Origin of the sequence: Streptococcus infantis (genome assembly GCF_047465035.1) — a bacterium.
GTDB lineage: Bacteria > Bacillota > Bacilli > Lactobacillales > Streptococcaceae > Streptococcus > Streptococcus infantis_T.
The window spans coordinates 38,116-60,852 of sequence record NZ_JASHAQ010000011.1 but is presented as its reverse complement, the minus strand read 5'-3'; the positions used below and the strand labels follow the sequence as shown (position 1 = coordinate 60,852).

24 protein-coding genes are annotated in these 22,737 nt (G+C 41.3%); 3 read left to right on the top strand and 21 right to left on the bottom strand.

Annotated elements, in window-relative coordinates; translation table 11 throughout:
- Window positions 1–16 precede the first annotated feature (16 nt).
- The 7 genes from QM406_RS06465 to QM406_RS06435 all read right to left on the bottom strand — a co-directional run bounded on the left by QM406_RS06465 (window position 17) and on the right by QM406_RS06435 (window position 4,969).
- On the bottom strand, window positions 17–247 hold the full coding sequence (locus tag QM406_RS06465) for a DUF1146 family protein (RefSeq protein ID WP_371559349.1): 231 nt from the start codon (window positions 245–247) through the stop codon (window positions 17–19).
- A 56-nt stretch (window positions 248–303) separates the two neighbouring features.
- Window positions 304–1,341 carry a SepM family pheromone-processing serine protease gene (locus tag QM406_RS06460; RefSeq protein ID WP_000730763.1) on the bottom strand — a complete coding sequence of 346 codons (1,038 nt, stop codon included), beginning with the start codon at window positions 1,339–1,341 and terminating at the stop codon, window positions 304–306.
- Window positions 1,325–1,813 (bottom strand): pantetheine-phosphate adenylyltransferase, encoded by a 489-nt coding sequence (gene coaD, locus QM406_RS06455; RefSeq protein ID WP_315639870.1) that lies wholly within the window; start codon window positions 1,811–1,813, stop codon window positions 1,325–1,327. Before coaD ends, QM406_RS06460 begins: the two co-directional genes overlap by 17 nt.
- On the bottom strand, window positions 1,803–2,342 hold the full coding sequence (gene rsmD / locus QM406_RS06450; protein WP_045762698.1) for a 16S rRNA (guanine(966)-N(2))-methyltransferase RsmD: 540 nt from the start codon (window positions 2,340–2,342) through the stop codon (window positions 1,803–1,805). Before rsmD ends, coaD begins: the two co-directional genes overlap by 11 nt.
- Before the next feature lie 60 nt (window positions 2,343–2,402).
- The gene (gene asnA, locus QM406_RS06445) at window positions 2,403–3,395 is read right to left on the bottom strand and encodes an aspartate--ammonia ligase (protein ID WP_315639874.1); all 993 of its coding nucleotides are present in this window, start codon (window positions 3,393–3,395) and stop codon (window positions 2,403–2,405) included.
- A 96-nt stretch (window positions 3,396–3,491) separates the two neighbouring features.
- The gene (locus tag QM406_RS06440) at window positions 3,492–4,175 is read right to left on the bottom strand and encodes a Bax inhibitor-1 family protein (RefSeq protein ID WP_075228308.1); all 684 of its coding nucleotides are present in this window, start codon (window positions 4,173–4,175) and stop codon (window positions 3,492–3,494) included.
- Window positions 4,176–4,228: 53 nt separating this feature from the next.
- Window positions 4,229–4,969: an RNA methyltransferase gene (locus tag QM406_RS06435; RefSeq protein ID WP_315639875.1), complete on the bottom strand. Its 741-nt coding sequence runs from the start codon at window positions 4,967–4,969 to the stop codon at window positions 4,229–4,231.
- A gap of 33 nt (window positions 4,970–5,002) precedes the next feature.
- Between QM406_RS06435 and QM406_RS06430 the strand changes: the two genes are divergently transcribed.
- Both QM406_RS06430 and yidC read left to right on the top strand, forming a co-directional pair.
- Complete coding sequence (locus QM406_RS06430; RefSeq protein ID WP_001174501.1) at window positions 5,003–5,281, top strand: acylphosphatase; 279 nt, start codon at window positions 5,003–5,005, stop codon at window positions 5,279–5,281.
- A gap of 77 nt (window positions 5,282–5,358) precedes the next feature.
- The gene (gene yidC / locus QM406_RS06425; protein WP_045762702.1) at window positions 5,359–6,285 is read left to right on the top strand and encodes a membrane protein insertase YidC; all 927 of its coding nucleotides are present in this window, start codon (window positions 5,359–5,361) and stop codon (window positions 6,283–6,285) included.
- A gap of 83 nt (window positions 6,286–6,368) precedes the next feature.
- On the opposite strand, the gene pflA is transcribed toward yidC, so the two are convergent.
- The 13 genes from pflA to QM406_RS06360 all read right to left on the bottom strand — a co-directional run bounded on the left by pflA (window position 6,369) and on the right by QM406_RS06360 (window position 18,502).
- A complete protein-coding gene (pflA, locus tag QM406_RS06420; RefSeq protein ID WP_414273747.1) occupies window positions 6,369–7,163 on the bottom strand; it encodes a pyruvate formate-lyase-activating protein in 795 nt (264 codons plus the stop codon).
- Window positions 7,164–7,296: 133 nt separating this feature from the next.
- Entirely contained in the window at window positions 7,297–8,550 is a 1,254-nt protein-coding gene (locus QM406_RS06415) for a diaminopimelate decarboxylase (protein WP_414273746.1), read from the bottom strand.
- A gap of 72 nt (window positions 8,551–8,622) precedes the next feature.
- Window positions 8,623–9,447, bottom strand: a complete 825-nt coding sequence (gene purR / locus QM406_RS06410) for a pur operon repressor (protein WP_045762704.1) — start codon at window positions 9,445–9,447, stop codon at window positions 8,623–8,625.
- A 102-nt stretch (window positions 9,448–9,549) separates the two neighbouring features.
- On the bottom strand, window positions 9,550–10,491 hold the full coding sequence (locus QM406_RS06405) for a 3'-5' exoribonuclease YhaM family protein (protein WP_414273745.1): 942 nt from the start codon (window positions 10,489–10,491) through the stop codon (window positions 9,550–9,552).
- Window positions 10,481–11,737, bottom strand: coding sequence for a DNA recombination protein RmuC (gene rmuC / locus QM406_RS06400; RefSeq protein ID WP_414273744.1), 1,257 nt, complete (start codon window positions 11,735–11,737; stop codon window positions 10,481–10,483). Before rmuC ends, QM406_RS06405 begins: the two co-directional genes overlap by 11 nt.
- Window position 11,738: 1 nt before the next feature.
- A complete protein-coding gene (locus tag QM406_RS06395) occupies window positions 11,739–12,401 on the bottom strand; it encodes a thiamine diphosphokinase (RefSeq protein WP_414273743.1) in 663 nt (220 codons plus the stop codon).
- A complete protein-coding gene (gene rpe, locus QM406_RS06390; RefSeq protein WP_414261235.1) occupies window positions 12,364–13,020 on the bottom strand; it encodes a ribulose-phosphate 3-epimerase in 657 nt (218 codons plus the stop codon). Before rpe ends, QM406_RS06395 begins: the two co-directional genes overlap by 38 nt.
- Before the next feature lie 10 nt (window positions 13,021–13,030).
- Entirely contained in the window at window positions 13,031–13,909 is an 879-nt protein-coding gene (gene rsgA / locus QM406_RS06385) for a ribosome small subunit-dependent GTPase A (RefSeq protein WP_414273742.1), read from the bottom strand.
- 1 nt (window position 13,910) lies between these two features.
- Window positions 13,911–14,783 (bottom strand): 16S rRNA (adenine(1518)-N(6)/adenine(1519)-N(6))-dimethyltransferase RsmA, encoded by an 873-nt coding sequence (gene rsmA, locus QM406_RS06380; RefSeq protein WP_414273741.1) that lies wholly within the window; start codon window positions 14,781–14,783, stop codon window positions 13,911–13,913.
- Window positions 14,784–14,802: 19 nt separating this feature from the next.
- The gene (locus QM406_RS06375) at window positions 14,803–15,516 is read right to left on the bottom strand and encodes a dimethyladenosine transferase (RefSeq protein WP_414273740.1); all 714 of its coding nucleotides are present in this window, start codon (window positions 15,514–15,516) and stop codon (window positions 14,803–14,805) included.
- An 89-nt stretch (window positions 15,517–15,605) separates the two neighbouring features.
- Window positions 15,606–17,033: an SseB family protein gene (locus QM406_RS06370; RefSeq protein ID WP_414273739.1), complete on the bottom strand. Its 1,428-nt coding sequence runs from the start codon at window positions 17,031–17,033 to the stop codon at window positions 15,606–15,608.
- A 132-nt stretch (window positions 17,034–17,165) separates the two neighbouring features.
- Complete coding sequence (gene rnmV, locus QM406_RS06365; protein ID WP_414273738.1) at window positions 17,166–17,729, bottom strand: ribonuclease M5; 564 nt, start codon at window positions 17,727–17,729, stop codon at window positions 17,166–17,168.
- Window positions 17,726–18,502 (bottom strand): TatD family hydrolase, encoded by a 777-nt coding sequence (locus QM406_RS06360; protein ID WP_414273737.1) that lies wholly within the window; start codon window positions 18,500–18,502, stop codon window positions 17,726–17,728. The genes rnmV and QM406_RS06360 overlap by 4 nt, the downstream gene beginning before the upstream one ends.
- Window positions 18,503–18,656: 154 nt before the next feature.
- Between QM406_RS06360 and QM406_RS06355 the strand changes: the two genes are divergently transcribed.
- Complete coding sequence (locus tag QM406_RS06355; RefSeq protein ID WP_414273736.1) at window positions 18,657–20,501, top strand: APC family permease; 1,845 nt, start codon at window positions 18,657–18,659, stop codon at window positions 20,499–20,501.
- Window positions 20,502–20,750: 249 nt separating this feature from the next.
- Here the strand turns inward: QM406_RS06355 and QM406_RS06350 are convergent, their stop codons facing one another.
- Complete coding sequence (locus QM406_RS06350; protein ID WP_414273735.1) at window positions 20,751–22,715, bottom strand: peptide ABC transporter substrate-binding protein; 1,965 nt, start codon at window positions 22,713–22,715, stop codon at window positions 20,751–20,753.
- Window positions 22,716–22,737 lie beyond the last annotated feature (22 nt).

Genomic DNA, 22,737 nt, shown 5'->3' with positions numbered 1-22,737 from the left:
CCCTGTAACATATAAATTATAGCAGACCACGTACTGCTTCTTGCCAAAGTTGGTAGAGATTTAGGAAAAAGGAACTAATCAGATATCCTAAACCGATACTACACAATACTACCAAGAGTCGAACCTTCTTCGCATTATCCTTTGTCACCTTCAAAATTTGATCCCATCTGACCAAATCTTTCAAGAGCTGAAAGACTAGGTAGACAAAAAACATATGACTACTAAGGGTAAAAAACAATTGAATCATTTGCCTATTATACCATCTTCTTTTTTTCTACGCTAGTTTAGGGATTCGCCTACTGTTTAAGGATTGTTTTTCAAATAGTCAATCGCATCTTGAAGCGTTTTGACTGGAACGATTTTCATGTCTGTTTTAATCATTTGAGCTGCTTCTAGAGCTGTGTCATAGTTACTCTTGGCATTTGGATTTGCCTTTTTAGCTTCCTCAGTTACTGGATTGTTAGGAGCAAAGAATACAGTTGCTCCCTTTTTAGCTGCGGCAACCACTTTTTTATCAATTCCACCAATGTCACCTACGTTACCATCTCTATCGATGCTTCCTGTACCAGCAATGATGCGTCCATTTCGAAGAGTAGGATCTGCAATTTGCGTATAAATGGATAAACTAAACATCATTCCAGCACTCGGACCACCAATGCCAGCCGTTGAAAACTTGATTGGCACATCACTTGACACTTCTGTGCGGTCAATCAAACCGATTCCAATACCGTTTTTCCCATTTTCCAGAGTAATAATTTTCCCTTCGGCAGTTTTGACTTTTCCATCCTCCTCATAAGTAACCTTAACCTGATCACCTAGAGTTTGAGAATTAACGTAGTCAACCATCTCCTTGGAACTCTCAAAAGTCTTATCATTAACAGCGGTTACGGTGTCAGCAATATTGAGAACTCCCTTGAAAGTCGAGTTATCTGTTACAGTCAAAACATAGACACCCAGATATTTGAGTTCAATTTCCTTACCAGCCGTCTTCAAACCTTGATATTTGGCCATGTTTTGCGAAGTTTCCATGTAAAACTGGTTGATTCGCATAAATTCCGCATCTGACGAACCACCAGTCATCTCTTTGGCACTATGTATGTCCGTAAAAGGTGTTAGCCAAGCATAGACTAAGTCAACCAGTCTAGCGTGCTTAACTCCAACCGTCACAAATTGGTAGGAACCTTCCTCTTGGTCAGGTTGGTTATTAACTTGTAAAACCTTTCGAATATCTTCAGAAGTTCCTGGCACCTCGATATAATAAGGCAGGGGCACCGTAAAAGCGATAAAAGTGATAATGAGCCCAATAATGAGATATAAGGGCCATCTAGTTTTTTTCTTCATTGTTTAACTCCTCTAGGACAGCATTTGGTACATACCCACTGATATCTTGACCAAATTTCAATAGTTCTCTCACAGCTGAAGAGCTGATGTAAACATGCTCTGGGCGACTGTGGAGGTAGATTGTCTCCATTTCTCCCGCTATTTGATGGTTGTAAAAATCAAAACTGGCTTCATACTGAAGATCTGTTGCATTACGCAAGCCACGCACCAAGATCTCTGCACCTAATCTTCTAGCAACATCAACGACTAATTCATCGTGAGAAGCTATGACTTGGACATTTTTCAGATGTGCCACTGCTTTTTCAACAGTTTTCTTTCGGCTCTCTATCGGTAAAAATCCCGTTTTATGTGGATTATAAAAAATTCCTACATACAATTGATCAAAGAGCTTACTTGCACGCTCAATGAGATCCAAATGTCCATTGGTCATCGGATCAAAGGAACCTGTAAATAGCCCAATCTTATCTGACATAAACCGTCACCTTACTAATCCCATATATTTTTTCCTTCCAGATGCCCAAACAAGCGATTTCTTCTGGAAGTTCTACTGATTTATCGGTTTCACAAACCACCATGACATCCTCTGAAAAAAGATTTCTCTCCGCCATTTTTTCAATATCTGACACGATTTGTTCTTTTGCATAGGGAGGGTCCAAAAAAATAAGATCAAAGACACCATCAACCTGTTCTAATGCACGACTGGATTCCATTTTCAATAATTGAAACTTGGAGGTTTCCTTAGTCATTCGGATATTTTCTGCGACTATATTCTGGGCTCGGCGATCCTTCTCAACCAGAACGGCACTGGACATCCCTCTTGAGACTGCTTCGATGGATAGACCACCACTGCCAGCATAAAGATCTAGCACACGCCCACCTTCAAAGTAGGGACCAATCATATTAAAAATAGCGCCCCTTACCTTATCTGAAGTAGGTCGAGTTGTTTTACCGTCCAGCGTCTTTAACGGACGCCCTCCGTAGATTCCTGATACGATTTTCATACCGTATATTATACCAAATTCTTATCAAAAAAAGAAAATCGAACCTTACGGCTCGATTGATTAAAGAATATTTTCGTAGGTGTCTCTCACTTCTCGTGGCCAAACACTGGTTTGGACTTCACCGATATGCTTCTTACGAAGCAGGAACATAGCCATACGAGACTGGCCAATTCCTCCACCGATTGTCAAAGGGAAGAGTCCGTTTAGGAGAGCCTTATGCCATTCTAAAGTTAGACGGTCTTCGTCTCCTGTGATAGCTACTTGGCGACGGAGAGTGTCTTCATCGACACGAATGCCCATTGAAGACAATTCAAAGGCTGCACCCAAATTATCATTCCAAACAAGGATGTCCCCATTCAAGCCATGATAGCCATTTTCAGACTCAGTTGTCCAGTCATCATAGTCTGGTGCACGTCCGTCATGAGGTTTTCCATCTGACAATTCTCCACCGATACCAATTAGGAAGACCGCACCGAACTCCTTACAGATAGCATTTTCACGTTCTTTAGGTGTCAAGTCTGGGTAGCGTTCTACCAACTCTTCTGTATGGATAAAGGTAATTTGTTTAGGTAGAATTGACTCAATGTCGTAGCGAGCTTCTACTGCTAACTCTGTCAAACGAATAGCCTTATAAATCTTTTCTACCGTTTCTTTAAGATAGGCAAGATTGCGTTGTCCGTTTGGAATGACCTTTTCCCAGTCCCACTGGTCTACATAGACTGAGTGAGTCGCATCTAGGGAATCTTCGTCTGGACGAAGAGCCTTCATGTGAACGAAGAGGCCTTCTCCCTCACCAAAACCAAAACGGGCTAAGGTATGGCGTTTCCACTTAGCAAGGGAATGCACTACTTCATAGGTTTCATCTGGAATTTGCAAAACCTTAACAGAAACTGGATGTTCAATCCCTGAAAGGTTATCCTGCATCCCGTCCCCAACCTTACTCAAGATTGGCCCCTGCACTTCTACAACTTCTAACTTATCTTTCAAATACTGGGTAAAGGTATTTTTTACAAAGGAAATTTCTTCCTGTTGATGGATAAAACTTTTCTTCATACATCTCTCCTTTTAAATAATAAGATGATTATACCCTTTTGCTAGTAAAAATAAAAGTAAAAATTTAAAAAAGAGCTCATTTGAGCTCTAAAAGTATTAATCGTCACTTCCAAAGATACGCAAGAAGCTGAGGAAGAGGTTGATAAAGTCGAGGTAGAGGCTAAGCGCCAATGAAATTGCCCAACCTGTAGCGACTTGACCATTTGATTCTTCATAAACATAGCGAATCTTTTGGTTATCCCAAGCAATCAAACCTGCAAAAACAAGAACCATGACAATACTGATAATGTAGTCGAAGAGACCACTGTTTAAGAATACATTGACAATCATAGCCAAGATAAGACCCACCAGGGCTCCAATCAAAGCACGTCCGATACCACTCAAGTCCTTTTTAATCACAACTCCGATAATTGCCATGACAAAGAAGAGGGCAGCGCTAGAAATGAAAGCCGTTAGAACCGTTCCTGGTAGATAGAGCGACACGATGAAACTCAGTGAAAAACCGTTCACTACTGAATAGATGAGAAACATCGGAAGAGCTGCTGGGCTATTTTTATAAGCCATATTACTTGCTGCAATGACAAGAGCAACTTCAACTACTCCTGTCACGATTAGCCATATGCGGGCATTAAGCATCAACTGAACAAGAAGGTCTTGGAAGGTTGTTAACATCAAGGCTGAAACAAGTGCGGATAAGGCAATCCCAATTCCTACAAAAGCATAAACTTTTGCATAAAATTGATTCAAACCTGAACGTTCTTGAATAATTGTTTGATTCATATCTTTTTCTCCTTATGAAATCTTTTTACTGATTATAACAAAAATAAACTATTTTAACTCAAATAAAACATGAGTATGCCTGCAGCAATGGCAACGTTGAGACTTTCTGCCTGCCCTTTCATGCTGATGTGGACCAATTGGTCTGCCTGGTCTGTCATGAATGAACTAATGCCTTGACCTTCATTTCCCATGACCAAGGCAAAATCCTCTTGACGAGCCAGTTCACGATAATTTTTAGAGTTTTGTGATAAGGTGGTGGCTAGAATGGGCAAGTGATTCTTTTTAGCCTCTTCAACAAATGTTTCAACAGGCATACGATAAATCGGCAAATGAAAATGGCTACCCTGCATGGAACGAAGTGTTTTGAGGCTGTAGATATCAGCCGACTTGCTTGAAACGATGACTCCAGAAAAACCTGCTGCATCTGCCGTCCGAATCATAGTCCCCACATTTCCAGGATCCTGCACATCTTCTAAAAAGAGATACTTTCCTTGGCTCAAATCTGGTAACTGATCCTCCTCCTTTTGAACAATGGCAACAATGCCCTGAGGTGTTTGGGAATCTGCTAAATCGAGCAAGATTTCTTCGGTTACAAAAACAGTCTGAGGATAGGCTACTAATTTCTCATCATACTCTGCAAGGGCAAATATTTTCTCAATCTTTGCACCAGCCTGAACGGCTTCTTCAAACAGATGCCATCCCTCAATCAGATATGAGGTTTTCCGGTATTTTTTTTGATGTAATTTTTTGGCATTTTTCACCACAGAATTGGCTTTAGAGGTTATAATAGTCATAGAAATATTATAACACAATCAAGGAGGTTTGGTATGCAAAAGGTTAAAATGATCGCCCAAGGTCGCGTCCAAGGAGTGGGCTTCCGCTGGGGTGTCTATACCCTAGCTCTAGAACTAGGTGGCATTACGGGTCGTGTCTGGAACAACGATGACGGAACCGTTGAAATTCTTGCCCAAGCAGAGTCTTCAGCCATCATGGCTAAATTTATCCAAGAGATCCGAAAAGGCCCTACCCCATTCTCTAAAGTAACCTATCTTGATGTTCAATTGAGTAACTTTCCATCTTATTCAGACTTCAAAGTCGCAAATTAGGTCTCTAGAACTATTGTATATTTTCCAAAAAAACAGTAGAATAGAAAGGTATAATTTTTAAAGAAGGAATAAAAACAGTGAAATCAATTAAACGAATCGCTCTCTCAGTCATGGGAGTGGCTATGCTATTAGTCTTGACAGGTTGTGTCCAGGTTGATAAATCAACAGGACTCCCAACTGGACCCGTTTGGGATTTCTTGGGTGCTCCAATGGGAGAAGCTATCAAATACTTCGCTAATGATCAAGGTCTCGGTTTCGGTGTTGGGATCATCATCGTAACCATTATCGTTCGCTTGATTATCCTCCCACTTGGTATCTACCAATCATGGAAGGCGACCCTTCACTCTGAAAAGATGAATGCTCTCAAGCACGTCCTTGAACCACATCAGACTCGCCTGAAAGAAGCAACGACACAAGAAGAAAAATTAGAAGCTCAACAAGCTCTCTTTGCTGCTCAAAAAGAGCACGGCATCAGCATGTTTGGCGGCGTGGGATGTTTCCCTATCCTCATTCAAATGCCTTTCTTCTCTGCTATCTACTTTGCTGCCCAACATACTGAAGGAGTTGCCCAAGCAAGCTACCTAGGAATTCCTCTAGGCTCACCTAGTATGATTTTGGTTGCCTTTGCTGGTATCCTTTACTATCTTCAATCACTCCTTTCTTTACATGGAGTTGAGGATGAAACTCAAAGAGAACAAATCAAGAAGATGCTCTATATGAGCCCTCTCATGATTGTCGTGTTCTCTGTCTTCTCACCAGCCAGCGTTACACTTTACTGGGTTGTCGGTGGTTTCATGATGATTCTTCAACAATTTATCATCAACTACATCGTTCGTCCAAAACTTCGTAAAAAAGTACGCGAAGAATTTGCTAAGAACCCACCAAAAGCAAGCAAAACTTCAAGCACTCGTAAAGATGTAACCCCTGAACCAGCAACAGCTATCACAACTTCTAATAAGAAGAAAAACAAAAAGCGCAATGCTGGTAAACAACATTCTAGATAAAAAATAAAAGGCTTAGCTTAAATGCTGAGCCTTTTCTATAGTCAAAAAGAGGCCGAGAAAAAATTCCGACCTCTTCTTTCATTTTATCCATGTACACGTTTCATGTAATCTTGATAGCTTTCTGTATCCATCAATTCCTTAGCATTCTTAACACGATCTGCTGTTGGAGGTTTAACTCCTTCAAGTGAATACGGAATCCCAAGCTCACGCCATTTGAACTCACCCATAGTGTGATAAGGCAAGATTTCAAACTTATCAACATTTTTGAGAGTTTTTACAAACTTACCAAGTTCAATCAAATCTTCATCGCGGTCTGTCAATCCTGGCACTAGCACGTGACGAATCCAAACAGTTTTACCGATTTCTGACAAGTACTGAGCACAAGCCAGAATATTTTTATTGGTTTGACTGGTAACAATCTTGTGTTGTGCTTCGTTGATTTCCTTGATATCAAGGAGAACCAAGTCTGTCACGGCCATTAACTTGTTGAACTTTTCTAGATAGCGTGGTTTGTTACGGAATGGAAGGGCACAAGTATCCAAGGTACAGTGGATACCTTTTTCCTTTGCCTTAGTAAAGAGGGCAATCAAGAAATCAATCTGCAAGAGGGCTTCTCCTCCACTGACTGTGATACCTCCCTTGTCACCCCAGAAACCACGATAACGAAGCGCTTCTTCTAGAACATCATCTACTGTTCGTACACGAGATTTATTTGTTTCCATAGCCCAAGTATCTGGGTTATGGCAATATTGGCAACGCATCTGACAGCCTTGCAAAAAGACAATAAAACGAATCCCAGGGCCATCTACCGCCCCAAAACTCTCTGTCGAATGCACCATTCCTGTCACTTGTCCATAGTCAATTATTTCCTCAGACATATCGTTACCTTCCTTGAAAACGTTTTATAGTCTTTATTATACCATGACTGAAAAGAAAAACCACAGATTTTGCCTATTTTTTAGAAAACAATCTGTTTTTCACTTTCAACTTTCATGATTTTCAAAATATTTATTAATCCTTGTCAAAATCAAAGCCATAGAGAGTCGCAAAATAGTCCTCTGGTCGCTCGGCTCGGCGGATCAAGCGTGCTCCACCATCCTCTGTATATAGAATTTCTGCCGAACGAAGCTTGGCATTGTACTGGTAACCCATAGAGAAGCCATGCGCACCTGTATCATGAATGACTAACAAATCACCAATTTCTGTTTGAGGTAGATCACGATTAACTGCAAACTTGTCGTTGTTTTCACAAAGAGAACCAACAACATCAACCACTTCAGTCTGACCATCAGGATGCATCATATTGGTGATGTGGTGATAGGCACCATACATAGCTGGTCTCATCAGGTTGACAGCTGATGCATCTACTCCTAGATAAGTACGATAGGTTTTCTTTTTATGAGTAACTTTTGTAACGAGAATTCCATGGGGGGCCAACATGAAACGTCCTAGTTCTGTAAAGATCTTAACCTGACCAAGATCTGCTGGTGTCAAAACCTCTTCATAAACCTGACGAACTCCCTCACCAATCAAAGCAATGTCATTAGGTTCTTGATCTGGGCGATAGTTAACCCCGATACCACCTGAAAGATTGATAAAATCCAGTGAAATACCTAACTTTTCCTTGATTTCTACAGCTAGCTCAAAGAGCTGACGTGCCAATTCAGGATAATAGAGGTGGGTCACTGTATTGGAAGCTAGGAAGGAATGAATCCCAAAGGTTTTAGCTCCCTTTTCCTTCAAGATGGCAAAGGCTTCAAAAAGCTGTTCCTTAGTCATCCCGAACTTAGCTTCACCAGGATTATCCATAATGTCCGTACCCAGTTCAAATACGCCACCAGGATTGTAACGGCAAGAGATGATTTCTGGGATGCCTGCTGCACGTTCCAAATGCTCGATATCTTCAAAGGCATCTAAATTAATCGTCGCACCTAATTCACGAGCATAGGCATATTCTCTATCTGGGGTGTTATTAGATGAGAACATCATATCCGCCCCTGTAAACCCAAGCTTATGACTCATTAAGAGTTCTACATAACTAGAACAATCCACTCCACATCCTTCTTCTTGCAAAATCTTCAAGATAGCTGGAGTTGGGGTTGCTTTAACTGCGAAGTATTCTTTAAAGCCCTTATTCCAAGAAAAGGCCTTGTTTACTGCGCGTGCTTTCTCGCGGATACCTTTTTCATCGTAAAGATGGAATGGGGTTGGAAACTCCTCAACAATCTTTTCTAAGGCATCACGTTTAATAAATGGTGTTTTCATAGAACTCCTTCATATTCATTATCAAAGAAAGGCTGGGACGAAAGTTCCAACCTTTGTATTTCAAGTCAATTCTTATTTTTCTGTATCGAAGATATTTCCAACTTCAACAGCAATTTGTTGGTTCTTCACATCAATATTTGTGACTCTCAAGAGTGACTTGTAGTCGAACTGTTGTTCACGGTCTTCCTGTGCATTATCAGCAAAAACAGCTACACCAGCCAACTCTGAATCAAACTCAGACAAGAGGCTAATCATCCCGTTAATGGTTCCTCCACCCTTCAAGAAGTCATCGACGATTAAGACACGACTTCCTGCTTTGAGGCTACGTTTTGAAAGGAACATCTTTTCGATACGGTCACTAGAACCTGAAACATAGTTGACACTAACAGTTGAACCTTCAGTGATTTTCAAGTCGCGACGAACAATGACAAATGGTACGTTGAGGACATTTGCCACTGCATTTGCGAGCGGAACCCCTTTGGTCGCTACCGTCATAACGGCATCAATCTTCTGATCCATAAAGCTCTTAGCAATAATGCGACCGATATTTTTCAAAATAGCTGGAGTGCTCAATAGGTCAGATAAATAAATGTAACCACCTGGAAGAATGCGGTCACTCTCTGAAAGTTTATCACGAAGCTCTTCGATAATCGCTTTAGACTCAAGGGTAGAGATCGATGGTGTAAAAATAACACCACCACCAGCACCTGTCACCGTTTGAATATGACCGATTTCAATTTCTTCGAAAGCACGTTTAATGATGACGATATCTTCAGAAATAGACGATTTGGCAGATTCATACTTTTCCGCAAAGGTGTTGAGACTGGTTAATTTGTATGGATTGTTAATCAAGTAATTGGAAATGACAACCATCCGATCACTTCTTCTTAATTTCATTATATTTTTACCATTCTTTTTTATTTAGTCTTTTTCTCATTATATCACACTAAAGCAAAAAAACGAACTTTATTGCCTAAATAAAGTTCATTTTTTTAGTTTCTAGTCTAATTTCGGCTTGTAGAAGGAACGATTGTCCATAGCAAAGACTTTATTGGTCATTTCTCCCTCATCAACAAGGGCCAGAGCTGTTGTCATCATCATCATGCTGGCATCCAAATTATCAATCATATGAATAATTTCTGCTTCCATCACTCGAGGACGAACTGGACTACCATACTCAAGGAGACCATGATGACTGAGAATGACATGGCGAAGAAGTACAACCTCTTCTCTGGTATCATCAATGCCAAGTTCCATTACCGCTTTGGTAATCTCGCTATCAATCAAAGCGATATGCCCGATAAGATTTCCTCTCACTGTGTACTCTGTCTGGTCAGGACCTGTCAACTCAATAACCTTGGCAAGGTCGTGCAACATAATTCCCGCATAGAGCAAACTCTTATTGAGCTGAGGATAAATATCTGCAATTGCTTCTGCCAAACGAACCATAGTGGCAGTATGATAAGCAAGACCTGTTTCAAAGGCATGATGGTTGGTCTTAGCAGCTGGATAAGAGTAGAATTCCTTGTCATACTTGGTGTAGAGATTCCGAACAATTCGCTGCCAAATTGGATTTTCAATTTTAAAAATCATCTGCGCCATATACTCACGAATCTCTTTGGCATCTACTGGAGATTTAACCTTGAAGTTCGCTGGGTCATTTGGTTCGCCAGGTTGTGGTAAGCGAAGGGTGATTTGATTAACCTGAGGCGTATTGTTGTACACTTCACGACGACCTTGCATATGGACTACTTTCCCTGCTGTAAAGGTTTCAACATTGTGGGGTTGAGCATCCCAGAGCTTCCCTTCGATTTCTCCACTATCATCTTGGAAGGTGAAGGCTAGGTAATTTTTCCCAGCACGTGTCTGTCTCAGGTCAGCTGACTTGATCAGGTAAAAGCCTTCAAAAAGCTCATCTTTCTTCATGTGACTAATCTTCATATTCTTCCTCATCTTCTTGGAATTGGAGCAAATCAAGCGCAGGCTCACCTTCTGATAACTCAATGTGACGAAGCGTTCGCTCGATAGCTGTAGTACGACGGTTTAATAAATCATCAATATTGCCAGAGGCATGTTGGAGATGTTTTTGTGCCTTGACCAGAACACCTCCAAACTTGCCAAATTCTGTTTTGACACTAGCTAGGGTTTTACTGATATGGTCAGCACTCTTTTGGATATTGAGAGTTTTGAAGCCAACAGATAGAGAATTGAGTAGGGCTGATAAGGTACTTGGACCTGCAACGATAATTTGCTCCTCCCGTCTCAAATCATCAAAGAAAATCGGATTGCGAACGATTTCCGAATAGAGACCTTCTGTCGGAACAAACAAGACTCCAAAGTTAGTTGTCCGAGGTGGCGCCAGGTACTTACTCTTGATATCCTTGGCAAAACGCTTGACGCTTGCTAGGAGAGACTTACGACAGCGCTCAATCTCGTCCTTGTCACCTGCTTCATAGGCTTCTTCCAGACGGTAATAATCCGCCAGGGGAAACTTAGAGTCGATTGGTAGATAGACATATTCCTGGTCACCTTGTCCAGGCAACTTGATGGCGTACTCCACACGTTCACTAGAGTTTTCAACCGTTGCAAATTCTCGTTCATACTGGGCAGGTGTCATGATGTCTTCAATAATCTGTCCCAGTTGTAATTCACCTAGAATTCCTCGCGTTTTAGTTCCAGAAAGGACTTTATTAAGCGCACCGACATCTCGCGCAACCGTCTGCATTTCACCCAGACCTCGATTGACAGATTCCAGTTGTTTAGAAACCGTCTCGAAGGAGGCCTGCAAGCGTGTCTGCAGGGTCTTTTCTAACTTTTCCTCGACCGTTTGGCGCATCTGTTCCAAGCGTTGCTCATTTGATTCCTGCAAGGCCTGTAGTCGTTGGTCGGTCTTATCTCTGGTTTGGAGGAGGTTCTCATTCATTTCCTGCCGAACTTGCGTCAGGCCTTGGTGCAACTCGATTCGCACTTCCTGCAAGCGATCACTGACAGCCACTTCAAGATTTTTTTGATCCAGCTGACTAGCTTGTCGAGCTTGTTCAAATCGATAATCTAGCTGGTCTGATAGGTTATCTGCCTGATCCTCCAAGCTCTTGGTCAGATATTTTTCCTGCTTGTCCTGCCTTTGCCAAATGAGAAAGAGACCGGCTAGATTAGCAACTAATAAAACAACAAGTAAACTTTCCATCCTACCTCCTGTCCTTACTATGCAGCACAACCACATAGCCATCTGGGCAAGTCACTGACACTTCCCTATCTATATATTCGTTAGAAGCGTAAACTTTCTTAAAGAAAAAATTCTCCTCTGTCAGTTCATACTTGGCACCGAGTATTGTCAAACGACTATCCCTCACAGGCATAAAAGCAAGGTAATCATAGTCCGAACGTGGTTCAAGTCGACTGGTCCCTTCTGGGCAATAGGTAATCAAGTTTTGCCCATCCTCAATCTCTATTTGACGCATATAGGGTGCCAATTTAGGATTGCTGGGCAGAAAGACATTAGCCAGCATATGGTCAATGCGACCACCTAGGGCACCAAAAATGGTCACCTGAGCTTGAGGATTTTTTTCAAAAATCGTTAAAAGTGCTAGTTCCAGATCGGTATCATCTTTTTCTGGCTGGGCTTGAACAAAATGCTGGGCACGTTTTTGAATCAAATGACGTTCTTCTAGAGTCACAGAATCAAAATCCCCAACGGCTAAAGCAAGAGGAAGTTTTTCCTCCAGTACCCAAAGCGAGCCTCGATCCACACCGACATAGCAATCAAAATCTGTTCGATAGTGACCACGGTCTCCACCAGCAAAAACTGCAACTCTAGTCCAGTTCTTTTCTGAGAGCTTGCACTCGTTCATTGACATCTCCCTTAAAGACATAGGATCCTGCTACAAAAACTGTTGCACCAGCTTCTTTGGCTTGAGCAATGGTTTTATCATCAATCCCACCATCCACTTCGATCTCAAAGTTCAAATCTTTTTCCTCACGAAGGGAAACCAATTCACGTATCTTATCCATGGTTTCTGGCAGAAATGCTTGCCCACCGAAGCCAGGATTCACCGTCATAACTAATACTTGGTCAACCAAATGAAGAACATGCTTGATAGCTTCAACAGGCGTACCAGGATTGATGACTACCGAAGGTTTAACACCGAGAGAACGAATCTTTTGAAGAGCGCCATGGATATGAGGTGTTGCCTCGACATGGATGCTGATAATATCTGCTCCTGCACGCGCGAAATCCTCTAAATGATGTTCGGGATTTGATACCATCAAGTGGCAGTCAAAAACCATCTTGCTGTGAGGACGAAGAGCCTCGACCACACCTGCACCAAAACTGATTTGAGGTACAAAGTGACCATCCATGATATCGATATGGGCATATTCTGCCCCAGTTGCTTCTAGGCGTTTAATTTCACGTTCAAAGTTGGCATAATCCGCTGCCAGAATTGACGGAGCAATCTTGTATTGAGACATAGGTTTCTCCTTATTTTGGAATTTTTTTGCTGACTTTTTTATAGGTTTCTCTACGATTTTCAATCTCACTGAGGAATTGTAGGTAGTTGTCAAAACGGAAGGTAGCAATGATGCCCTCTTCTACTGCAGGCTTAACCGCACAAGAAGGTTCGTGGGTATGCGTACAAGTACGGAACTTGCAGTCTCGACTGACACTAGCAATTTCTGGAAAGGCTAGATTAAGGTCTTCTGCTGTTGTTACTTCGTAATCCAGCGATGAAAAACCTGGTGTGTCTGCGATTTTTCCACCATTGAGATTGTAAAAACTAACCGCTCGAGTGGTGTGACGACCACGACCCAGACTGTCTGAGATTTCTCCCGTTTCTAGATTGAGATCAGGTGCGATTTTATTGAGCAAAGTTGACTTTCCAACACCAGTCTGCCCCATGAAGACCGTAACTTTATCTGTCAACAAGGGCAAAAGTTCCTCTTTACTCATCACAAAGTCGTAACCAATAGCATCATAGGTTTTCTCGTAAAAATCCAGCTCTCCCCTATCCTCTAACAAGTCCATTTTGGAAATATAGACGATAGGATGAATGTCCTTGTGCTCCAAAAGAACCAAGAACCGATCCAACAAGTTGCTATTAAAGTCAGGTTCTTTAACAGACATAATAACCACAGCTTGGTCAATATTGACAATGGGTGGACGAACCAGACTATTTTTTCGTTCATGAATCTTGAGAATATAGCCTTCGGAATTTTCCTCCGCAGAAAAGTCTACCCAATCTCCAACGTAGGGCGTGTGACCTTTTTTACGGAAATTCCCACGCGCGCGTGTTTGATAAACCTGACCATCACTCTCCACATAGTAGAATCCGGCCAAAGCTTTAATGATTTGTCCCTGCATCCTAGAGTCCTTGTCCTTTAAGTGCATCTGCTAGACTGGCAAATTCTTCTAAGCCAAGAGCTTCACCACGTACAGATGGTGACAAGCCTGCTTGGTCCAAAGCCCTAGTCAACTTATCCTTAACTTCCTCAGTCTTGCCAAAGTAACCTGTCAAGTTGTTCCACAAGGTCTTACGACGATGGGTGAAACTAGCCTTGGAAACCTTAAAGAAGAAGTTCTCATCTTTTACTGCTACAGCCGGTTCTGGACGACGGACCATTTTCAAGATGGCTGAGTCAACATTCGGAGCTGGCACAAAGACTGTACGAGGTACAATAAAGGCAACCTTTGCTGTCATGTAATACTGAACGGCAATCGACAAGCTACCGTAAGCCTTGGTATTTGGTTGAGCAGAGATACGATCCGCCACCTCTCTTTGCATCATGACCACAAACTCACTAAAAGGAATGCCACTTTCGATCAAGTGCATGAGAATAGGGGTCGTGATGTAATAAGGCAAGTTTGCCACTACCTTGATGGGTAAGTCAGGATTTTTGAAATTCTGGATATGCTGCGCCAAGTCAACTTTGAGAATGTCCTCGTTAACTACGGTCACATTGTCAAAATCACGTAAAGTATCCGCTAGGATTGGTACCAAGCGGTGGTCAATCTCAAAAGCCATGACTTGAGCTGCACGCTCAGCCAAAAACTCCGTCAAGGCACCAATACCTGGCCCAATCTCAATGACATTGACCTGGTCATCAATCTCAGCCGTATCCACAATTTTTTGAAGGATATTGGTATCGGTCAAGAAATTTTGTCCGAAGGACTTTTTAAAGGTAAAACCGTGACGCTCCAGCACTGCCTTGGTCACGCTATAATCTGCAATTCTCATTTATTCTCTTTTCTATTTATTAGCTAAAAATAATATATAAAACCCACATAATTCCTAGTGCCAACAAAATCCAAAACACTAAAAGAACACGAGGTTTGCCCCCTTTTGAATCAGATCCAGTCATATCAAGCACTTTCTTATCTTCTTGGGGGTTCGTTTTCTTCAGTTCATCCTGATAGGCAACCGAATCTAGAATATTGTCTTCTGGCAATAATTCTGAAGCATAATAGTCAGGAAAACCCATAGCAAGACCAATTAAGTTCTCTTCTGTCAAAGAAAAATCTAAATCTTTGGGTTGATTTTCCCGAATAGCCCGAATATTTTTTAACAGTTTATCAGAAACAACAGACACTTGGTCCATAAAAACAACATCTAAAAGATCAAATCCGAGTACATCACCGTCTTTGACATTTGCAAGAATATAACGAACAAAGGCATCATATAGTTGCACGGATTGCGGGGCATTCTCTTCTAAAAAAGATCGGTTTTTGAGGGCATTCTGCTGGAATTTTTCAATAGAAAGCAAGATATCTACATTCTGCTCTTGGTAAAATCTTTCTGCTTGCTCTTCATCTTCTTCCAGTTTTTCTGCTGTTTCCCAGAGAGCAATCGGAGCTTTTAAATCTTCTTCATCCCAAAACAATTGCCAAAAATAGGGTATTGTGTAAATTCCCTCTGTTAGCATACGAGCTCCATCTTCGTTTTTTAAGTAAATATAACTTCTATTTGCCATATCATTTCCTTTCACAATCTTTGAAAAAGGTTAGTGGTTCAAGTAGGATGTAGATAAAACTATATAGTTTCCCAATGTAAAAAAACTCTCTAATCTTTAGCTCTGCCTTCTAGTTCCTCACTGAGCTCTTGCATCTCTTTAAAAGCTGTTAGGCTAACATAGGCACCCGCTTCATAGTATTCCGTTGGATTAATGGCATAGTCAAAAACTTCAATCATGCCTCCTGCTTCTTCAATCATGCCATTCCATTTTTCATCAAAGACCATTCGCAGACGTTTCCAATCAGTAAATACAGGCACAGAATTTCGCCCATCTTTTCCTTCTTTAACTGGAATGTTGAAACTAGAATCTTTTTCTAAAACGAAGGAATTTCCTTCCTGACTATCGCCCTTAAATTCCGAAGCCGCATCTAGAGGAATTAGGAATTTAGCTTTCGGCATAGCTTCTGAAAAGAACTTATAATAGAGCTTATAAATTACTTCTTCATCTTCTGTCGTCGGGCTATCCAATTGTCCCATCAACAACATCCATCTTACTAGGTCAGGATTCATTACAGGAACTTGTATTTCTGGCAAATTAGAATAATCTGGTTTTTGAACCAAGGCAGGAGCGCTGATGCTGACTTCCTTAGAATTAAAGATTGCTCCCATGGCACCGTTTAAGTAAAAGGCTGTCCCAAGGAAATTCTCAATCCCTTTTTTATCTTCCGTATTTTCAATCAGTTTTACAACTGAGTTTGGTCGACTATCGATAGTTTCCTGAAATTGGCGATACCAAGATGGTGTCAAAAGCATAATCATGGGATCAGTACAGAGATACCCCTCTTCTCCCCTATCATAGGTCGTTGAGAAAAGGTAAGGTTCGCCTGTTTTTTCCGAATAAACTGCATAAACCGAATCTGCTGCTAATAACTTGTCCTTGACGATTTCCGCTAGACGCTCCAACTTGCGGGTGTTAGCTTGATAGCTTTCTTCACTTTCAGTTTCCTGATTTTGACGGCATTTCCATAAAAAGAGACGTAAAATTTCTACGCTATCATCAAGACTAGCTGCCAAATAATCTTCATTAGTCAATTGACCTTCTTGGATGGCTACAAATGCACGGTAAAGAGCATCTGAATAGCTAGATAATTTTTGCTCTTCCTCAACACCTGAACTAAAGAGCACACTTCCTTTTTTCAGTTTATCCAAAGAAGGAATCCTATCAACCACTAGATGCGCGAGAACTTCATCCCTTAGACTTTCTGCATCTTTGTTTTGACTGCTGAGTTTTTTAACCTCTACAGTACCAAGAGCATCCATTCCTTGGTCGGGATTGCAAAACTGCAACTGATCTCCAACCTTGATACTACCTTCTAGACTCCCAACAATCAATAATTGATTCGTTTCCTTCATCGGGAACAAATCTAGAACTCCAATACATGCATTGTTTTTAGATTCTTCTGTTTCTTTCTGTGCTTTAGTGATTTCAGTTGCCTCTGCAGTTTCCGTCTTTTTTAAAAAATCAAAGATTCCCATAACTTTTCCTCATTAACTCCACACAAGGCTAATCCCGTGGAGCACTTTTCTAATGCTTGCTATCAAGCCTGATTAAACCGTATATGCTTACTTCTATTGTATCATATTCCCCCTACATTTTGGGACGGTTTCTCAATTCTCATACGATTTCATGGCATCTTCAACTTCAGCTAGACTGATGCCAAATAATTCTAAACGCTTGAGAAGTTGTTTCCCATTGGAATAACCGATACGAAGGCTTTCTCCTAAATATTCTCTGCGTTTTCGGCTGTCTGCTCCAGCTAGAAAACCAAGGCGAATCAAGTCACTACGGCTAATATCAAAGTCACTTTCTACTTCAAATTGCTCTGTTACTTGAGCCAGTGCTGTTTTCAAGTCTTCATAACTGGCATGTTCGATTCCTAGGGAACGTCCCTTGGTCTTGGACTTGGGAGCAGCTTCATCACGTTTGAGAAAGGCATGCTGGACTGTTGGGATGGCGGTCATAATCAGGCGCCGGATTCGTTCCCCATTATAATCAGGATCTGTAAAGACAATCACCCCATAACGTTCATGTAGACGTTGGATTCGTTCAAGATCCTGCTCATTGATAGCCGATCCACGAGTCTCATAGGTCTCCACATCAAAATAACGTTTGAGATTGGCCGTATCATCACGCCCTTCGACTACGATGACTTGGGAAATTTTCTTTTTCATAATTTACTTTCCAGTCCAAAAATTCGTTCGGCATTTGCACTTGTCCCAGCAGCTAATTCTTCTGTCGTCATGCCACGCAAGTCTGCAATAAAGTCTACTACATAGCGCGTGTAAGCTGTCTTGTTTTCGCGACCACGCTTGGGTACAGGGGCTAAATAAGGCGCATCAGTCTCTACCAAAATCTTATCCAAAGGTAACTCTTTGGCAGCTTCCTGAATGTCTGTCGCTTTTTTAAAGGTCACCACTCCAGAAAAGGAAATAGTCATACCCAGCTCCACAAACTTCTCAGCCCACTCCAAAGAACCTGAGAAGGAGTGCATGATGCCACCACGGGGACCGACTCCCTCACTCTTGATAATTTCATAGGTATCTTCTAGCGCATCACGGGTATGGACCACAAAAGGCAAGTCCAGTTCCTTAGATAGCTGAATCTGACGACGGAAAACTTTTTCTTGAACTTCCTTAGATGCCGTCATCCAGTGGTAGTCCAAACCAATCTCACCCAAAGCTACCACTTTAGGATGTTTGAGCTTGTTCAACAGGTATTTCTCAACGTCTTCTGTATAAGTCCCTGCTTCGGTCGGATGCCAACCAATCGTCGCATAGAGTTGGTCATACTTATCTACTAGTTCTAAGGCCCGCTCAATGGTCGGTTTGTCAAATCCAACGATATTCATCCGAGTCACACCCATTTCAGCTGCTAAGGCTATTTCTTCTGCTTCTCTTCCTGAAAATTCTTCCACATTCAAGTGGGTATGTGTATCAAAAATCATGTATATTCCCTCGTTTTTTCTACCTTCTATTATACCAAAAAACTAATCTCATTCTTATAGGAAAAAATATTTTAAAATCATTCATTTTTCCTTGACTGCTTATTTTCATAGCAGTATAATAGCTCTTGTTGAAATTTTCAGAAAAGGAAAGAAAATGTTTACAAAATTAAAATATACCTTTATTGGTCGTCCTCTTAAGTCCTTGACTGAAGGCGAGGGAGGACTACTTGGAAAAACACAGGCACTTGCAATGCTTTCAAGTGATGCCCTATCTTCTATTGCTTATGGACCTGAGCAGGTCGTTCTTGTCTTGGCTAGTCTATCTCCGCTTGCTATTTGGTGGAGTCTCCCTATCGGCATTTTTGTCCTCTTGCTACTTGCTAGTCTAACCATTTCTTACCGACAAATCATTCACGCCTACCCTCAAGGTGGAGGTGCCTATATGGTAACTCGAGAAAACCTATCTCCTGAGCTAGGTTTGATTGCTGGGGGAAGTCTGCTTGTTGACTACATGCTGACAGTAGCCGTATCTGTAGCTGCAGGTGCTGATGCGATTACAGCTGCACTGCCTGCCCTCCACCCCTACAACCTCCACATCTCCATTTTTCTGGTCTGTTTACTCATGCTTTTGAATCTGCGAGGCTTGAGGGAATCTGCTAGTTCTCTGATGATCCCTGTCTATCTCTTTATCTTTAGTACGGTCTTCCTCTTATTGTTTGGTATTTTCCAACTATTGACAGGTTCTCTCAGCTATCATGCAACTTCCTCTATTGGTCAAACTGTCCCAAGTCTCTCAATTGTCCTGATTTTAAGAGCCTTTACCAGCGGTTCAGCTTCATTAACCGGGGTTGAAGCCATCTCAAATGCCGTTCCATTTTTCAAGACCCCAAAAGAAAAGAATGCAGCTCAAACACTGACCATCATGTCTCTGATTCTTGGATTTCTCTTTGCAGGAATTACCTTCCTAAACTACTGGATGGGGATTACTCCTCAACACGGAGAAACAATCCTCTCACAAATGGCTAAAGGAATTTTAGGGGATTCAGCTCTCGGTCAAGTTGTTTATTATCTCTTCCAATTTTCAACAGCCCTCATCCTAGCCGTCGCTGCAAATACTGGTTTTTCGGCCTTTCCTATGTTAGCTTACAATATGGCCAAGAACAAGTACATGCCCCATCTCTTTATGGAGAAGGGAGATCGCTTAGGATACTCAAACGGGATCCTAACCTTGGCCTTTGGCGCTATGATTCTTCTGCTCATTTTTAACGGAAATACAGAACGCTTGATTCCTCTTTATACTATTGGAGTTTTCGTACCTTTTGCACTTTCTCAAACAGGAATGATTCGCCACTGGAAAAAAGAAAAAGGCTCTCATTTCTTAAAATCTGCCTTTGCAAATATCCTCGGAGCCATCATTTGTTATGCTATCGTTCTTATCCTACTCTTCTTCAGACTTGGAGATATCTGGCCATTCTTCCCAATTATCCTGGTCCTAACCTTCCTTTTCTTGTCTATCCATAGCCATTACCAAAAGGTGGCGAAACAACTTCGACTTTATGAAGGAATTCAAAAGAAAACCTACGATGGCAATATCGTCCTTGTCTTAGTGGGAAATGTTACCCGAGTCAGCGTTGGTGCTATTAACTACGCTCAAAGTATTGGAGATGAGGTTTTGGCGATGCACATTTCCACCAAGGAAACTGAGGAAAAAGACCAAGAAATCCTCCAAGAATTTGCCGACTACTTCCCAAATATTACTCTTAAAAACATTAATACCAGCTATCGCGATATTATCACACCTACAGTTCGATATGTTCGAAAAATATCTCAAGAAGCCAAGAAAAAGAACTACACGGTTACAGTTCTTGTACCCCAGTTTATCCCTAACAAACCTTGGCAAAATATCCTCCACAATCAAATGAGCCTTAAATTAAAATATGCTCTCAGATGGCACGAAGATGTCGTTATTGCTAGCTATTCATATCATTTGAAAGAATAAAGAAAAGGCATTACCAGAACCAATAAGCTCCTGGTAATGCCTTTTTTCTGAATCTAGTCCCTAAAATTAGACTTATACTCAATGAAAATCAAAGAGCAAACTAGGAAACTAGCCGCAGGCTGCTCAAAGCACTGCTTTGAGGTTGTGGATAGAACTGACGAAGTCAGTAACCATACCTACGGAAAGGCGACGTTGACGCAGTTTGAAGAGATTTTCGAAGAGTATTAAAATTTTATTGATAACCTTCTTCTATCGAACGTGGTTAACCAAATCTTCTTGGGCTTTTTTATTAGACTCAGCTTTTTCTTTTTGCCATTTTTCATAAAGTTCTTGGTACTGTTTAGCTGTCACAGGTTCCTTTTGCAATTCAACATATTTGTAGTTGTCCGCATCTCCTTTGTGCCCAACAAATGAGAAGGCCCCTGTAAACGGAACTGTCTTACGGAAAATAGGATTTGCTCCTGCACTTTGAACTGGTAGGAAGAGAGCACTATCTGTCAACCAAGCTTGAACTTCGGCAAATTTTTCATAACGTGTTTGCGTATTTTCATTCTCACTATCTGCCGCATCCAACAACTTCTTGTAGGTAGCTAGACCGAGTTTTTCCTTGATCTCATTGTCTTTTCCTGGAGTCAAGCCAAGATTTTTCAACTGAGAACCAGAGTCTGGATCCAAGAGATCAAGATAGGTTTTCGGATCTGAGAAATCCCCACTCCAACCTGAGATATCAATGTCATAGTCCTTTTGATCGGCGGTATCCGCAAAGAAAGTTGCATTGTCTTTCTCATCTGGAGACAATTGAATGATATCAATCACAACATTATCTGATCCAATCGTTGCTTCAACGGTCTGCTTGAAGGAGCTTGCTTGCTGAACATCCAACTTAGCAGTCTGATCAACCAACATATCCAAGTGGATAGGGAAGGTCACACCTTCTGCTTGCAAACTTTCTTTAGCCTTGGCAAACTCAGCCTTGGCTTTTTCAGGATCCAAGAAAGCAGCTTGAGCGTCGTTCAGATTGATATTTGACCACTCTGTACCATAGTTGACCATCTTTTCATTGACCGCATCTCCAAAGTTTTTTCCACCGATTTGAACAAAGTTACTTGGTGTAACTGTATTTCTAAGGATTCGATCAGCCCCATCTTCTCCATTTGTCTGGGCAGCATAGGCATGACGGTCAAAGGCAAAGTTAATAGCTTGACGGAAGTCTTTATTTTGCATAGCTAGACGAGAATCCGTCTTTTCTTTATCTGTCTGTTTCATGGTTTGCTTGTAGCTTTGACGGTTGACATTAAAGAGGTAGTAGAAGGTTATAGCATTTTGAGGTGTATAAGTAATCTTGTCTTCATTCCCTTTTTTCAACTGATCAAACACTGAGCTTGTTGGGAAGATACGACCATCTGTGTAGTTGCCTTCCAAGAAACCTCTAGCCAAACTATCTTGGTCTGAGCCATCATAGAAGGAAAGTTTTACTTTCTCAATCTTCACATTGTCCTTGTCCCAATAATTAGGATTCTTTTCAAACTCAATCAAAGATTTTGATGTGAATGATTTGAATAAGTATGGCCCATTTGACAGGATACTAGATGGAGTTACACTTCCAAATTCATCCCCCTTAGATTTCAAAAAGGCTTCATTGACTGGACTTAAAATTCCACCTGTTGTCTTAGAATTCCAGTAGGACTCTGGCTTGTTTAAGGTATATTGGAGAGTATAGTCATCGACTGCCTTGATTCCAACAGTCTCAAAGTCTGATGATTGCCCCTCAATATAGTCCGCCAAACCTTTGATAGAGTCTTGCACCAAGTACAAGTTTTCTGCCTTTTTATCCGCAGCATACTTTAGGCCTGTCACAAAGTCGTGAGCTGTTACTTCAGCATATTCTTCTCCTTCAGAGGTATACCACTTAACACCTTGGCGAATTTTGTAAGTATAAGTCAAGCCATCTTTTGATACTGTCCATGATTCAGCCATGGAAGGAACCAGATTGCCATACTTATCATTTTCCAACAGTCCATCAATCAAGTTTGTTGTAATGCTGGATGTCGAGCCACGTGTCGAAGTAATGTAGTCTAATGTATCTGGATTGCTAGCAAATACATAAGAGTAGGTTTTATCAGATGCATTTGACTGTGTCGAGCTACAAGCTACCATCAAGAAGCTAGCACTCAAAATTCCAACCCCTAGTAAGAGAGCTGTTGATTTTTTCATAAATATTCTCCATTTATATAGT